Genomic DNA, 14484 nt, shown 5'->3' with positions numbered 1-14484 from the left:
TTTTTCTTCTTATTTTCCCGGAGGTGAGGTATAATTTCAATTGGATTTTTTTAATAAGGCAACGAATCATTTTCGCTTAGATTTTTAATGAGGCAATTCGATAATTTGAGTTTTTATTCTGAATTGTGATAAAATTTAATTCATTTAGAGAGAAAAAATGATACCTGAATATTTGATTTCTTTTAATACCAAAGGTCTTGAAAAGATTGAGGTTGATTTTTTAGTTATAGGAGGGGGATTAAGTGGACTTTTTGTTGCCTATGAATTAAGGAATTTCAATACCCTTATTCTTTTTAAAAACGGAATGACAGAGTCATGTAGTTATAATGCTCAGGGTGGAATTGCTGTTGCAATAAATGAATCAGACAGTCCACAGTTTCACAAAGAGGATACTTTAAAAACAGGCTATTATTTAAATGATGAAAAGGCAGTTGATATACTTGTTAATGAAGGAATTGAAAGAATTAAAGAGATAATAGAACTTGGATTTGAGTTTGATAAAGAAGATGGTAAATTTCATTTTACAAAAGAGGGTGGACATTCAAGAAACAGGATTCTTCATTCAAATGGTGATGCAACTGGTAAAAGTATAACTGTTTTTTTCTCCAATCTTATAAAAAAATTTCCCAATATTAAAATTTTATCAAATTCCTTTCTCATTGATTTAATTTCAGTTGAAGATAAAATTACAGGTGCTATTGTCCTTGATGAAAACAGGAATAAAATTACTTTAATTCAGGCAAAGGCATATGTCCTGTCAACAGGTGGAGCAGGAATGATTTTTCAGGAAACAACAAATCCTCTTTACATAACAGGTGATGGTATTGCAGTTGCATATAGAAGAAATGTTGAACTTACAGACCTTGAATTTTACCAGTTTCATCCAACAACCTTTTATATGGCAGGAGCACCAAGATTTTTAATTTCAGAAAGTGTCAGAGGAGAAGGCGGTATTTTAAGGAATATTTTTAGAGAAAGATTTATGTTTGATTATCACCCTTCAGGTGAACTTGCTCCAAGAGATGTTGTTTCAAGAGCGATTATTGACCAGATGAAAAAAACAAATTCAAACTGTGTATATCTTGATTTAACTCATTTAAAAAAAGAATATATTAGAAGCAGATTTCCACAGATTTATAATTTCTGTAAAACATATGGAATTGAACCAAGTAAAGATTTAATTCCTGTAAGACCCTCTGCTCATTTTTTCATAGGTGGAATAAAAACAGATTTATGGGGAAGAACAAATATTTCAAATCTTTTTGCCTGTGGAGAATGTGCTTTTACAGGTGTTCATGGAGCAAATCGTCTTGCAAGCAATTCACTCTTAGAATGTATTGTTTTTGGTAAGAGGGTTGCAATTAAATTAAAAGAAGAAAATTTTAAATTGTTCAGTGCAGATTTAAAATATAATTTTCCGAAAAAAGCAGATGTTTTAATAGATAAGGAGGATTTAAAAAGGTCTATAAGGAGTTTGATGTGGAGAAATGTAGGAATAGAAAGGGATGAGGAATCACTGAAATATGCACTGGGGAATTTAAAAGAGTGGCAGAAATACGCTTTTTTGAAGGAATTTTATGATAGAAGTGGATTTGAAAGTTTAAATATGTTGATTGTTGCAAGTTTAATGACAGAGTCAGCACTTATTAGAAAAGAATCAAGAGGAACTCATTATAGAAGGGATTATCCTTCAATGGATGATAAAAACTGGAAAAAACATATAATTATAAGTAAAAAAGGAGTTGAGATAAAATGAAAGAGAGAATGAAGGATAAAAAACAACCGGTTGAGGAAAGAATTAGAAATTTTAATGAAGTTGCTTTTGGTTTTGATGAAAAACAGGCAGTTGAAGAAGCAAGTAGATGTTTACAGTGTAAAAAAGCACCGTGTATTAAAGGGTGTCCTGTTGAAATAGATATTCCAAGATTTATAAAAGAAATTAAAGAAGGGGATTTTCAGAAAGCACTTGAGATTATTTATGAAAAAAATCTATTACCTGCAATTTGTGGAAGAGTATGCCCTCAGGAGACACAATGCGAACAACTCTGCACTCTTGGTAAAAAATTTGAGCCAGTTGCCATCGGTAAACTTGAAAGATTTGCTGCTGACAATTCAAAAGTTTCTTTGAAATGTCAGATAATATCTGATACAAAATTGATTGATAAAAAAGTTGCTGTTGTTGGTTCTGGACCAGCGGGATTAACATGTGCTTCTGAACTTGCAAGGTGTGGAATTAAGGTTACTATTTTTGAGGGATTACATAAGCCAGGAGGAGTTTTAATCTACGGAATTCCGGAATTTCGTCTTCCAAAAAAAATTGTTGAGAAAGAAATTAATCAACTTTTGACAATGGGAGTGGAAATAAAGACAAATGTAATAATTGGAAAGACACTTACAATAGATGAATTGTTTGAAATGGGATATAAAGCAATTTTTATTGGGACAGGTGCGGGGTTACCTAATTTTCTTGGAATTCCAGGAGAAAACCTGTTGAGAGTTTATTCTGCAAATGAATTTTTAACAAGAGTAAATTTAATGAAAGGATATTTGTTTCCTGAATATGATACACCTGTTTCAATTGGTGAAAAAGTTGCAGTTATTGGCGGAGGAAATGTAGCAATGGATTCAGCAAGAAGTGCTTTAAGGCTTGGTGCAAAGGAAGTGGTTGTTTTATACAGAAGGACAGAAAAGGAAATGCCTGCAAGAAAGGAAGAGTATGAAAATGCAGTGGAAGAGGGTATAAAATTTGTTTTCCTTGTTCAACCACTTGAGATAATAGGAGATGAGAATGGTTATGTTAATGGTATAAAAGTAATCCATAATAAACTAGGAGAGCCAGATGAAAGTGGAAGAAGAAAACCTGTCCCTATTGCTGGAAGTGAGGAAATTTTATCCTTTGATACAGTTGTTGTTGCAATAGGACAATCTCCAAGTCCTTTGATTACACAGACCTATCCCTATTTAAAAACAGGTAAACATGGAAATATAATAGTAAATCCTGATACATGTGAAACAAATATAAAAGGTATTTATGCAGGTGGAGATATTGCAACAGGAGCGGCGACTGTAATAAGTGCAATGGGCATGGGAAAAAAGGCAGCAAGAAGTATAATTGAATATCTTAGAGAAATTTCTTAATATTTTACAGGTGGTTGCCATTCCCAGATTTGAAGTTGATTTTTATCCACTGGACATTCTGTTTTTGGCATGACCAGTTCTCTATTTGGAAAATTACCACAGTCAAATTTCATTCCTTTTCTTGCAAGTTCAACAGGACATTCATTGTACAGAAAATGAAAGATTTCAAATGTCTGACATCCATCAGATGTTCTTCCACAAATTTTACATGTAAATTTAGGTATTACACTTGTTCCTGCTTTTAAAAAGTATCCCGAAAATTCAACCTCACCTCCACACTTTATACATGTTCCTTTCATTTTATAAAAATTTACTTTTTGAAAGGTAATTGACAGTTTTTCTCTATCAAACTCATCCTGGTAATTTTTTGGCAAAGCAATTAATTTTGGTAAAGTTATTCCCATTCTGTCATTTTTTAAATAAATTCCAGGAATAAATCTTGTTATGTATTTTGGAAATTTTGAGTGGTCTATTTCTTTGGCAGCATTTGGTGAAGCACTCATAATATTTAAAAGAAAGCCAGCAAAAAACATACCTTCAATTATTCCTGTAAAAAATCCGAAAATTCTATCAACTATATGTTTTACATAGATTTTTTTTCTCAGAACTTCAATCCCGACTATTACCGAAAGGATAAACAAAAATGAAAATAAATGAAAAAAAAGTATATCAACAGGAGTTCCTATAATATTAAATCTCCTGAATAAATTAACAGGTGCTTTATATGCAATTGAAGCAAGAGAAACTCCACTTATAATTCCAACAATATCTATAATTCCACCAATAAAACCTCTTAAAATTCCTGTTAAGACACCGCTTCCAAAAATAACCAAAACAATAAAATCAATTCCAGTCATAAGTAAATAATAGCATAAAATAAAAAAAAATAAAAAGGGACTACCTCTACTTAAAAGGTAGTCCCTTTAAAATAAATTATTGCTTCTTTTCTCCCTCTCTTTCTCTTCTTCTTTCCTCCCACTGTTTTCTCATCTCTTCCTGTTTTTTCTTCAATTCCTGATATTCCTGATTTGTTGAAAGTTTCTGCTGAAGTTTTTCATTCAGTTGTTTCTGAAGAGAACTAATCTGTTCTTGCATTTTTTTCAATTCAGGGTCATTCTGGATTGTCTGGATTTCTATTTCTTTAATCTTTCTCTGAATTTCAAATGCTTCTCCCAAAGGTCCTTCTCTTCTTTCTCTCTGGAATTGATCTCCACCCTGTTTTTCTCTTCTTTCCTGTGAGTATCCATTATATAAAAGCCCTATGAAGAAAACACTTATAAGCATAGGAATAATAAATCTTTTCATATTTTTTCACCTCCTTTCGTTTCAATTTTTTCTTTCTTCTATTTCTTTTTTTCTTTCTTCCTTTTCTTTTTTCATTTTTTCATAAATTTCTTCCTTTCTTTTTTTCAATCTCTGATATTTTTCATTGTCCTTTTGTATCTCCTGAAGATTTTGCATCAATTGAATTCTTAAGTTCATTATCTGTATATGTAAATTTTTAAGTTCAGGGTCTTTTTCTATTTCTTCTCTTTCAATTTCTTTTATTCTTTTCTGTGTGTCAAGAAATTCTTTAAGTTTTTCTTTTAAAATGAAATTTTCCTTCAATAATTTTTCAATTTTTTCTTTTGATTTAGATAAATCTGGTTTTCTATTCTGTGCATTGAGAGTAAATGAAATTATAAGATTTATTGAAAGAAGTAGTACAAAAAGTTTCTTCATTTTTTTCCTCCTTTTTTATTTTAGACATTTGAAAATAAAAAAGGTTTAGTATATTATAGTAAAACTTTTTTAGAGGAAAAAATGGGTTATAAAAAGAAAATTGCAATTTTTGACCTTGATGGTACTTTGATAGACGCATATGATTCAATTTATAAAACAATAGATTTTATTTGTGAAAAAATCAATTGTGAAAAATTTGATTATGAAAGAGTGAAAAGAGCAGTCGGTGGAGGAGATTTGAAATTAATATGTAATCTTTTTGATAAGGATAAAATTGAAGTTGCTCATAAACTTTACAGAGAATATTATTTAAATTTTTTGAAGGGTAATGTTAAATTAATGAGGGGCTGTATTGAAATTTTAAGCCAACTTAAAGAAAAAAAATTAAAAATTGCTGTTGCTACAAACAGGTCAAATTTCTGTTTAGATTTTTTATTGAAAGAAAGTGGAATTAAAAATTTTTTTGATATTATACTATGTGCTGATGATGTTGAAAATCCAAAACCGCATCCTGAAATAATTTTGAAAATTCTGGAAAAGACAGGTTTTAAAAAGGAAGAAACTTTTTATGTTGGAGATATGGATATTGATTATGAAACAGGGAAAAATGCAGGTGTTGATACATTTATAGTTCTCACCGGTTCCTGCAGAAAAGAAGATTTTTTGGAATATAAAAATCCTTTAATTTTTGAAGACCTGATACAACTTAAAAAATTTTTAATTGAAAACATTTTGATTTGAGAATATAATACTAAAATAATGAAATGAAAATAGGAGGTAAAAATGGAAATATTAAGTGTTTATGGAAGACAGATTCTTGATTCAAGGGGAAATCCAACAGTAGAGGTAGAAGTTATGCTTGAAGACGGAACAACAGGAAGAGCAGCAGTCCCTTCAGGGGCTTCAACAGGAGAAAGAGAAGCACTTGAATTGAGAGATGGAGATAAAGAATTTCTCGGGAAAGGAGTAAAAAATGCGATAAAAAATGTAAATGAAATTATAGGTCCTGAAATTGAAGGTGAAAGTGTTTTTGACCAGAGAGGTATTGATTATAAAATGATTGAACTTGATGGAACTGAAAATAAATCCCGTTTAGGAGCAAATGCTATTCTTGGTGTGAGTTTGGCTGTTTCCCGCGCTGCTGCAAATGTTCTGGATGTCCCATTATATTTCTATATTGGAGGAGTTTATGCAAATGTAATGCCTGTGCCAATGTGTAATGTTATAAATGGTGGATTACATGCAGACAATAACCTTGACATTCAGGAATTTATGATAGCACCAATTGGAGCAAAAAGTTTTAGTGATGGATATAGAATGGTTGCAGAGGTATTCCAGTATTTAAAAAAGATATTAAAGGATAAGGGATATGTAACTTCAGTTGGTGATGAAGGAGGTTTTGCTCCAAATTTAAATAAAAATGAAGAAGCAATACAACTTATAATACAGGCAATTGAAAAAGCAGGTTATACACCGGGAGAAGAGATTTATATTGCTCTTGATACTGCTGCTTCTTCTTTATATGAGGAAGGCCTTTATCAATTTGAAGGGAAAAAAATAAGTTCTGATGAGTTAATTGATTTCTATGAAAAAATTGTATCAAAATATCCTGTTTATTCTATTGAAGATGGACTTGCAGAAAATGACTGGGAAGGATGGAAAAAATTGACAGAAAAACTCGGAAATAAAATTCAACTTGTTGGAGATGATATATTTGTCACAAATCCTAAAATTTTCAAAGAGGGGATTAGACAGAAAATAGCAAATGCAATTTTAATAAAAGTTAATCAGATAGGAACACTCACAGAGACACTTGAGACAATTGAAATGGCAAAGAGGGCAGGATACAGAACAATAATATCTCACAGGTCTGGTGAAACAGAGGATACTTTTATAGCAGACCTTACAGTTGGAACAAATGCAGGGCAGATTAAAAGTGGTTCATTGAGCAGGTCTGAAAGATTGTGTAAATATAATCAACTTTTGAGAATAGAAGAGAATTTTGGAAATACATGCAAATATTACGGTGAAATAATTAAAGAAAAATGAGGAAAATAAGGAAGAACTGGTTTTTAATTTTTACAGTTTTTTTTACAATCTGCTGTGGAATAAGGTTAAAAACATTAATTTCTTCATATCAAACATACAGATTTTATAAAAATGAAATTGCAAACCTTGAAAGAGAAAATAAAAACCTTCAGGAGAAGATAGAAAAAATAAAAAATGACCCCTTTTATATTGAAAAGATATTGAGAGAGGAATACGGAATGATAAAAGAAGGTGAACTTATAATAAAAACAGGAGAATAAATGTATCCTTTTAAATTTGTAAGAGAAAATATAGAACTGTTAAAAAAAGTGGCAGAATTGAAAAACCAGAAAGTTGACTGGGAAAGATTTGAAGAACTTGATAATGAGAGAAGAAGGTTGATAATGTTTGTTGAGGAAAGAAAGAAGTGGCAGAAGGACTTAACAGAAAAAATTTCAAGAAGTAAAGAAGATAAAGATGCAGTTTCTTTTTTGATAAATCAGGCAAAAAAATATTCTGATGAAATAAAGGAAACAGAAAAAAGATTAAGTGAAATTGAAAAAGAAATTGAAAAAATAATCTCTTTTATCCCAAATATTCCACATCCTTCTGTTCCTGTTGGAAAAAGTGAAAAAGATAATGTTATTGTGAGAGAATGGGGAGAAATAAAGGAGAAGAAATTTAATGTTCTTCCCCACTGGGAAATAGGTGAAAAACTTGGTATTTTAGATTTTCCAAGAGGTGCAAAAATTACAGGAAGTTTCTTTCCTGTCTTTAAAGGCAAAGGTGCTCTTCTTGTCAGGGCATTGATAAATTTTATGATTGATTTGCATACAAAAAACGGTTTTAAAGAGGTCTGGGTTCCTTCTCTTGTTAACAGAGATAGTTTATTCAATACAGGACAATTGCCAAAACTTGAAGATGATATGTATTACCTTGAAAGAGATGATTTCTTTTTAATCCCGACAGCAGAAGTTCCTGTGACAAATCTGCATAAGGATGAGGTTTTAAAAGAGGAAGATTTGCCGATTTATTATGTTGCATATACCCCATGTTTCAGAAGAGAAGCAGGAGCATATGGAAAAGAAACAAAAGGTCTTATAAGGGTTCATCAATTTGACAAAGTTGAACTTGTTAAATTTGTAAAGCCAGAGAATTCTTATGATGAACTTGAATCACTTTTAAATGAAGCGGAAAAAGTTCTTCAGGCATTAAATCTTCCTTACAGGGTTGTTCTTTTATGTACTGGGGAGTTGAGTTTTGCTGGAAGTAAATGTTATGATATTGAAGTATGGTGTCCAGGTGTTGGAAAATATCTTGAAGTTTCTTCTTGTTCTAATTTTGAAAGTTTTCAGGCAAGAAGGGCAAATATTAAGTACAGAAAGAAAGATGGTAAAACAGATTATGTTCACACTCTTAATGGTTCAGGAGTTGCTTTACCGAGAACCATAATAGGAATAATTGAAAATTATCAGACAGAAAATGGAGAAGTGATTATCCCTGAAGTTTTAAGAGATTATATGAAAATGGATAGGTTAACTCTAAATGAATGAAGCATTAAGAAACAATCTTCTAACAATTATTTACTTTGCAATAATAATCGTAATCTGTCTTATTGTTAAGTGGTTCTGGGAATATTTTTTGATAAGAGTTTCAAAGGGAAGAGAACTTGATTTAAAAATTTTGAAAAGGACAGGAAAGGGGGTTGTCTTTTTTGTATTTTTTTCTGGATTAAGTATTTTATGGGAAAGAACATCCCTTCTTATAAAAACAGAAAATTTACCTCTTCAAAAACTTCTTTTGAATCTTCCAAAAATTATCTATTCTTTTATTGTCCTTTCAGTTACTTTTATAATAAGCGGAATAGTTGATGGATTTGTTGAGTGGTATCTTGAAAAGGTTGCAGAGAGAACAAAAACAAAAGTGGATGAAGAATTTATGTCATTATTCAAAAGGGTTTCAAGAATAATAATATTTTTTATAGGCATTACAATAATTCTGAATAAATTCAATCAGCCAATAACAAGTATTCTTGGAGCGGCAGGAATTGCCTCTTTTGCTATTGCTTTTGCTGCTCAGGATACACTTTCAAATATGATTTCAGGTTTTTTTATTATAATTGACAAACCCTTTAAAATAGGAGATAGAATTAAACTTGCAACAGGAGAGATTGGAGAAGTTATAGAAATTGGAATGAAGAGGACAAAAATTTTATCACCTGAAAATAATGTAATTATTATTTCTAATTCTGAAATAGCAAAAACAAGAATTGTTAATTTTGGATTTCCAGATTCAAAAATTAAAATAAGATTGAAAGTAGGTATTCAGAATTTAAAAGATAAGGAAAAGATAAAAGATTTATTTATGGAAATAGTTAAGAAAAATAATTTTTTTGAAAAAGATACTAGCGAGGTTTATCTTACTGAATTTGCGACTTCTCAAGCAGTTTTTCTGTTAAGTTTCAATATTCTTGATTATAAAAAAGAACTTAATGTTGTTGATAAAATTATTGAAGAAATAAAGAATAAATTTGAAGAAGAAAAAATTGAATTGCTTTTTGTAAGAAGGGAGTAAAAAATGATTAAAGAAGTGGATAATGTAGTAGAAAGGATTAAAGCGGATATAATTAACTGGAGAAGGGACTTTCATATGTACCCTGAACTTGGATTTGAAGAGTACAGAACTTCTGAGAAAATAAAGGAGGTTTTAAAAAAAACAGGTATAAAATATGAAGTCAAAGGGAAGACAGGAGTTATTGGATATATAAATAAAAATTTTTCAAAGACAATAGGAATAAGAGCGGATATGGATGCCTTACCAATTGAAGAACAAACAGGTCTTGAATTTTCTTCAAAAAATAAAGGCATAATGCATGCCTGTGGTCATGATGGTCATGTGGCAACACTTCTTGGTGTGGGTATAATTCTGAATAAATTTAAGGATTTTTTAAAGTATAATGTAAAACTTATTTTTCAGCCGTGTGAGGAAAAGCTACCTGGAGGTGCATGTGAATTAATAAAAGAAGGTGTTTTAGAAAATACAGATTTTCTTATTGGTTTTCATTTTATATCCGATATTCCACTTAATAAAATTTATATTGAGAAAGGAATAGTTATGGCAAATACGGATAGATTCAGGATAATAATTAAAGGGAAGGGTGGTCATGGAAGTGCACCTGATTCAACAAATGACCCGGTTGTTTGCTCTGCATTTCTGATAAGCAGTTTACAGACAATTGTAAGTAGAAGAATAAGTCCATTTCAGCCGTGTGTAGTTTCTGTATGTAAAATAAAAGGAGGAGAAGCATTTAATGTAATTCCTGATAAAGTTGAAATAGGAGGAACTGTAAGGACATTTTCGGAAAAAACAAGAAAAAAAATTAAAAATGAAATGAAAAATATTTGTGAGAAAATTGTCTCTTCATTTAAATGTAAGATGGATTTTTCTTATGAATCTTACTCACCTGCTGTAAAAAATGACCCTGACTTTACTGAAATAATTAAGAAAACAACTAAAGAAATTCTATCCACAAAGTTTTTCTATAAGTATCATCCATCAATGGGAGGAGAGGACTTCGCTTTTTATTCAAAAAAAGTCCCATCTACATATATTTTTATTGGAAGTGGTAAAAAAAGTGGTTTGCATCACAGTAGTAAATTCAATCTTGATGAGAGAGTTTTACCATTTACAGTTAAGTATTTGAGTAATTTAATTCTGAAACTTAAAATTTAGGAGGAAAAAAATGAAAAAAGTAATTTTTGTCTGGGGCGGATGGGAGGGACATCAGCCAAAAGAGACAACAGAAATTTTTGCTGAAATAATGAAAAGAGAAGGTTATGATGTTGAAGTTTACAATACACTTGATATTTTTCTTGATAAACAAAAAATGGGTTCAGTAAATTTAATTGTAATAACATGGACAATGGGAAAAATAACATCGGAACAGACAAAAGGTTTACTTGATGCTGTCAGTTCAGGTGTTGGAATTGCTGGCTGGCATGGAGGGATGGGAGATGCTTTCAGAGAAAATACAGGATATCAATTTATGGTTGGTGGTCAATGGGTTGCTCATCCAGGAGGAATAGTTGATTATGAAATAAATATAGTAAAAAAAGATGACCCGATAGTAAAAGGTATAAGCGATTTTAAACTTAAATCAGAGCAATATTATATGCATGTAGACCCTTCAAATGAAGTTCTTGCAACAACTACTTTCAGGAATATAGAATTTCCATGGATAGATGGTACAGTTATGCCTGCTGTATGGAAAAGAATATATGGGAAAGGAAGGGTTTTTTATGCATCATTCGGTCATCAGGTAAGTGATTTTGAGGTTCCGGAAGCAAGAGAAATTGTTAAGAGAGGACTTATATGGGCTGTTGGAGATTTATAAATTTGACATAAAAAAAAACAGGTGTAAAATAAAAAATAAAAATGGGGGCGTAAGATGAAATTTATTAAGTTTATAATAGCAGGGTTAATAGCAGTAAGTTTTTTTGGATGTATGTGTCCAACAAAAATAAAAAAGGAATTCCTTGAAGAAAAGGAAAAAGAAGAAAAACCAGAATTGACGAGCATTTTAAAGCCGGAAGAAAAGATTGAACCAAAACCAGCAGAAGAAACGAAACCAACAAAACCAGATGATGGAAAAGCAACACCAGAAGAAGTTAAGACCGCAATTAAAGAGGGAGAAATTCCAGTGACACCTATACCACCAGAGGCAAAATTTATAAAACCAGAAGAAATGGATTCAGAATTAAAAGAGATTTTCCGAAATATTTATTTTGATTTTGATAAATATAGTATAAGAGAAGATGCAGCACAGATATTAAAAAAAATTGGAGATTACTTATTAAAAAATCCTGATATAAAAATTTTGATAGAAGGTCATTGTGATGAAAGAGGGACAAGAGAATATAATCTTGTTCTTGGAGAACAGAGAGCATTGAGTGCAAGGAGATTTCTTGTTATTATGGGTGTTTCTCCAAAAAGATTATATACAGTAAGTTATGGAGAGGATATGCCTGCAGACCCTGGACATAATGAAGAAGCATGGGCAAAAAATAGAAGATGTGAATTTAAAATAGAAGTGAAAAGATGAGAAAAAAAATACTTTTTCCAATTTTGAGTTTACTATTAATAATTTCCTTTTTTACCGGCTGTTCTGATATAGCGACAAAAGATGATATTGATGCTGTAAAAGAAAAAATAAGTAATCTTGAAGATGATTTTTATGCGACTGTTAAGCAGATAAGCGAGAAATTTAATAACATAGAAAATGATTATAAGCAAAAGGATGATAATATAAAGAAAAACATAGATGAAGTTTCCGATAGAATTTTGGTTTTGAGTAATGAAATGAATTCTATAAAAGATGAAATTAATGTAATGAAAGGAAAAATAGATGAAAGCAATTTTGAAAATAGTGAAAAAATAAAGAAGTTGAATAATGAGTTTATTGAAAAAAACCTTGAAATTAAAAGAGAAATAGAATGGATAAAAAAAGATATAGAAAATGTAAAACTTTTATATAATGATTTTTCTTTAAAAATCTCAACTCTTACTCAGAATCTTTCAGAAACACAGACAAATATTAAGACAGATATAATTAGTTTAAGAGATTCACAGGTAAAAATTGTTGAAACATTACAGAACTTGCCGAAAAAAATTGACCAGATTGAAGAAAAAATTAATGTTGTGGATAAAAAATTTAATGAAGTTGTTAATAGTTTTCTTGATGAATTTGCAAGGCATGAAAGTGAAATATATCAATTAAAAAAACAAATTTCAGAAAATGAAAAATTATCAGAAAGAAATACTTCTGCATCAACTTCTTCAATTGTAAAATCAATTTTAAAGACAGGAAAGGAAAAATATCATATAGTTCAGAAAGGAGAATATCTGACTTTGATTGCCAAAAAATATAACACTTCTGTAAGTGAAATAAAGAAATTAAACAACTTAAAGTCAGACGTGGTATATCCTGGACAGAAACTTTTAATTCCATAGATTTTTGACACTCTAAAAAATTTATGTTAAAATAAAGTCCAACCTAAAAAATAAAAAATCTTGAAAAAGGGAGGATAAATGGAGGAGAATTATATCAAAATTTTTAAAAAGACATTGAGGGAAGAAGAATTTGAAAAATTGAAAAAAATAAAAAGTAAAAAAGTTTTGAATTTTATAGGTGAAAGCATTTTATTGTGTGAACCTGATGATGTTTTTATATGCAGTGATACACCTGATGAGATAGCACATATAAAAAATATGGCTATTGTCAGCAAGGAAGAAAGTGCTGCTTTACTGACACCGGGACATACTTTTCACTTTGATGGTTATTATGACCAGGGAAGGGATAGAGAAGTCACAAAATTCCTTGTGCCAGAAGGTGATAAATTGAGTTCTGCATTAAACCAGATAGAAAGAGAAAAAGGGCTTAATGAAGTAAAGAATTTATTGAAAGGTTCAATGAAAGGTAAAACAATGATTGTCAGATTTCTTATTCTTGGACCTGCAAACTCAGTTTTTACAATACCCTGTGTTGAATGTACTGATAGTTGGTATGTTGCCCATTCTGTTGATTTGCTTTATAGACATGGATATAAAGAGATATGTAAGATAGATGAAAATACAGATATATTTTTTACTCTTCATTCAGCAGGAGAACTTGATGAAAATATGACAAGTAAAAATTATGATAAAAAAAGGATTTATATAGATTACACAGAAAACACAGTGTACAGTGTGAATACTCAGTATGCTGGAAATTCAGTTGGTTTCAAAAAACTTGCTTTACGACTTGCTATAAGAAAAGCACATAAGGAAGGATGGCTTGCTGAACATTTTATGATAATTGGTGTATATGGACCTGGGGGAAGAAAGACATATATTGCGGGTGTTTTTCCAAGTGCCTGTGGTAAAACATCAACTGCCATGCTTGAGGGAGAAAAAATTTTATCTGATGACCTTGCATATGTGAGAAATATAGATGGGATATGTAAAGCAGTAAATGTGGAATGTGGTATTTTCGGGATAATTCAGGGTGTTAATCCTGTTGATGACCCTTTGATATACAGAACAATAACTTCTCCAAATGAAATAATTTTTTCCAATATTTTGGTTAAAGATGGAAAAACATGGTGGCTTGATATGGGATGTGAATTACCAGAGGAAGGGATAAATTACTCAGGCAAGTGGTATAAAGGTAAAAAAGATGAAAAAGGAGAAGAGATTTTACCATCCCATAAAAATGCAAGATATACGATTTCTCTCAGGGCACTTTCTAACTGTGATGAAGAACTTGAAAATCCAGAAGGTGTTGAACTTGGAGGTATTATTTTTGGTGGAAGGGATTACAGAGGTTATGTTCCTGTCCAGCAGAGTTTTAACTGGGCTCATGGAATAATTGCATATGGAGTAGCACTTGAAACAGAAACAACTTTTGCAATAGTAGGACAGGAAGGTAAATATGAAATAAACATAATGAGTATTCAGGATTTTGTTTCAATTCCTCTTGGACAATATATTAAAAATTATCTTTTATTTGGAGAAAAACTTGATAAAAAACCTTTAGTTTTCGGTGTGAATTATTTTTTA

General features: G+C 30.7%; 15 protein-coding genes. 12 read left to right on the top strand and 3 right to left on the bottom strand.

What is annotated here, in order from left to right:
* Positions 1-157: 157 nt before the first annotated feature.
* On the top strand, positions 158-1756 hold the full coding sequence (nadB, locus tag PKV21_05825; protein ID HOM27007.1) for an L-aspartate oxidase: 1599 nt from the start codon (positions 158-160) through the stop codon (positions 1754-1756).
* Positions 1753-3138: an NADPH-dependent glutamate synthase gene (gene gltA, locus PKV21_05820; GenBank protein ID HOM27006.1), complete on the top strand. Its 1386-nt coding sequence runs from the start codon at positions 1753-1755 to the stop codon at positions 3136-3138. The genes nadB and gltA overlap by 4 nt, the downstream gene beginning before the upstream one ends.
* On the opposite strand, the gene PKV21_05815 is transcribed toward gltA, so the two are convergent.
* The 3 genes from PKV21_05815 to PKV21_05805 form a co-directional block, all read right to left on the bottom strand.
* A complete protein-coding gene (locus PKV21_05815; protein ID HOM27005.1) occupies positions 3135-3995 on the bottom strand; it encodes a CvpA family protein in 861 nt (286 codons plus the stop codon). The two genes, gltA and PKV21_05815, sit on opposite strands and share 4 nt — an antisense overlap.
* Positions 3996-4071: 76 nt before the next feature.
* Positions 4072-4443 carry a hypothetical protein gene (locus PKV21_05810; GenBank protein HOM27004.1) on the bottom strand — a complete coding sequence of 124 codons (372 nt, stop codon included), beginning with the start codon at positions 4441-4443 and terminating at the stop codon, positions 4072-4074.
* Between the two features lie 21 nt (positions 4444-4464).
* Complete coding sequence (locus PKV21_05805) at positions 4465-4860, bottom strand: hypothetical protein (protein ID HOM27003.1); 396 nt, start codon at positions 4858-4860, stop codon at positions 4465-4467.
* Positions 4861-4941: 81 nt separating this feature from the next.
* Between PKV21_05805 and PKV21_05800 the strand changes: the two genes are divergently transcribed.
* The 10 genes from PKV21_05800 to PKV21_05755 form a co-directional block, all read left to right on the top strand.
* Entirely contained in the window at positions 4942-5601 is a 660-nt protein-coding gene (locus PKV21_05800) for an HAD family hydrolase (protein ID HOM27002.1), read from the top strand.
* A gap of 42 nt (positions 5602-5643) precedes the next feature.
* Positions 5644-6909: a phosphopyruvate hydratase gene (gene eno, locus PKV21_05795; protein HOM27001.1), complete on the top strand. Its 1266-nt coding sequence runs from the start codon at positions 5644-5646 to the stop codon at positions 6907-6909.
* Positions 6906-7169, top strand: coding sequence for a septum formation initiator family protein (locus PKV21_05790; protein HOM27000.1), 264 nt, complete (start codon positions 6906-6908; stop codon positions 7167-7169). The genes eno and PKV21_05790 overlap by 4 nt, the downstream gene beginning before the upstream one ends.
* On the top strand, positions 7170-8441 hold the full coding sequence (gene serS / locus PKV21_05785) for a serine--tRNA ligase (GenBank protein HOM26999.1): 1272 nt from the start codon (positions 7170-7172) through the stop codon (positions 8439-8441).
* Positions 8434-9462 carry a mechanosensitive ion channel family protein gene (locus PKV21_05780; GenBank protein ID HOM26998.1) on the top strand — a complete coding sequence of 343 codons (1029 nt, stop codon included), beginning with the start codon at positions 8434-8436 and terminating at the stop codon, positions 9460-9462. Before serS ends, PKV21_05780 begins: the two co-directional genes overlap by 8 nt.
* Before the next feature lie 3 nt (positions 9463-9465).
* Positions 9466-10620: an amidohydrolase gene (locus PKV21_05775; protein ID HOM26997.1), complete on the top strand. Its 1155-nt coding sequence runs from the start codon at positions 9466-9468 to the stop codon at positions 10618-10620.
* A 10-nt stretch (positions 10621-10630) separates the two neighbouring features.
* Positions 10631-11281, top strand: coding sequence for a ThuA domain-containing protein (locus tag PKV21_05770; protein ID HOM26996.1), 651 nt, complete (start codon positions 10631-10633; stop codon positions 11279-11281).
* Positions 11282-11335: 54 nt separating this feature from the next.
* A complete protein-coding gene (pal, locus tag PKV21_05765) occupies positions 11336-11989 on the top strand; it encodes a peptidoglycan-associated lipoprotein Pal (protein ID HOM26995.1) in 654 nt (217 codons plus the stop codon).
* A complete protein-coding gene (locus PKV21_05760; GenBank protein HOM26994.1) occupies positions 11986-12897 on the top strand; it encodes a LysM peptidoglycan-binding domain-containing protein in 912 nt (303 codons plus the stop codon). Before pal ends, PKV21_05760 begins: the two co-directional genes overlap by 4 nt.
* 78 nt (positions 12898-12975) lie before the next feature.
* The coding region (locus PKV21_05755; protein ID HOM26993.1) for a phosphoenolpyruvate carboxykinase domain-containing protein at positions 12976-14484 on the top strand (1509 nt) is incomplete at its 3' end.

The organism is bacterium (assembly GCA_035371905.1).
GTDB lineage: Bacteria > Ratteibacteria > UBA8468 > B48-G9 > JAFGKM01 > JAMWDI01.
The sequence above is the reverse complement of the archived record's forward strand: the minus strand, read 5'-3'. Positions and strand labels throughout refer to the sequence as shown.

Bases quoted from the DNA above. Each gene is read 5' to 3' on its own strand.
- nadB (HOM27007.1), top strand. From the start codon at position 158: ATGATACCTGAATATTTGATTTCTTTTAATACCAAAGGTCTTGAAAAG.
- gltA (HOM27006.1), top strand. From the start codon at position 1,753: ATGAAAGAGAGAATGAAGGATAAAAAACAACCGGTTGAGGAAAGAATT.
- PKV21_05815 (HOM27005.1), bottom strand. From the start codon at position 3,995: ATGACTGGAATTGATTTTATTGTTTTGGTTATTTTTGGAAGCGGTGTC.
- PKV21_05810 (HOM27004.1), bottom strand. From the start codon at position 4,443: ATGAAAAGATTTATTATTCCTATGCTTATAAGTGTTTTCTTCATAGGG.
- PKV21_05805 (HOM27003.1), bottom strand. From the start codon at position 4,860: ATGAAGAAACTTTTTGTACTACTTCTTTCAATAAATCTTATAATTTCA.
- PKV21_05800 (HOM27002.1), top strand. From the start codon at position 4,942: ATGGGTTATAAAAAGAAAATTGCAATTTTTGACCTTGATGGTACTTTG.
- eno (HOM27001.1), top strand. From the start codon at position 5,644: ATGGAAATATTAAGTGTTTATGGAAGACAGATTCTTGATTCAAGGGGA.
- PKV21_05790 (HOM27000.1), top strand. From the start codon at position 6,906: ATGAGGAAAATAAGGAAGAACTGGTTTTTAATTTTTACAGTTTTTTTT.
- serS (HOM26999.1), top strand. From the start codon at position 7,170: ATGTATCCTTTTAAATTTGTAAGAGAAAATATAGAACTGTTAAAAAAA.
- PKV21_05780 (HOM26998.1), top strand. From the start codon at position 8,434: ATGAATGAAGCATTAAGAAACAATCTTCTAACAATTATTTACTTTGCA.
- PKV21_05775 (HOM26997.1), top strand. From the start codon at position 9,466: ATGATTAAAGAAGTGGATAATGTAGTAGAAAGGATTAAAGCGGATATA.
- PKV21_05770 (HOM26996.1), top strand. From the start codon at position 10,631: ATGAAAAAAGTAATTTTTGTCTGGGGCGGATGGGAGGGACATCAGCCA.
- pal (HOM26995.1), top strand. From the start codon at position 11,336: ATGAAATTTATTAAGTTTATAATAGCAGGGTTAATAGCAGTAAGTTTT.
- PKV21_05760 (HOM26994.1), top strand. From the start codon at position 11,986: ATGAGAAAAAAAATACTTTTTCCAATTTTGAGTTTACTATTAATAATT.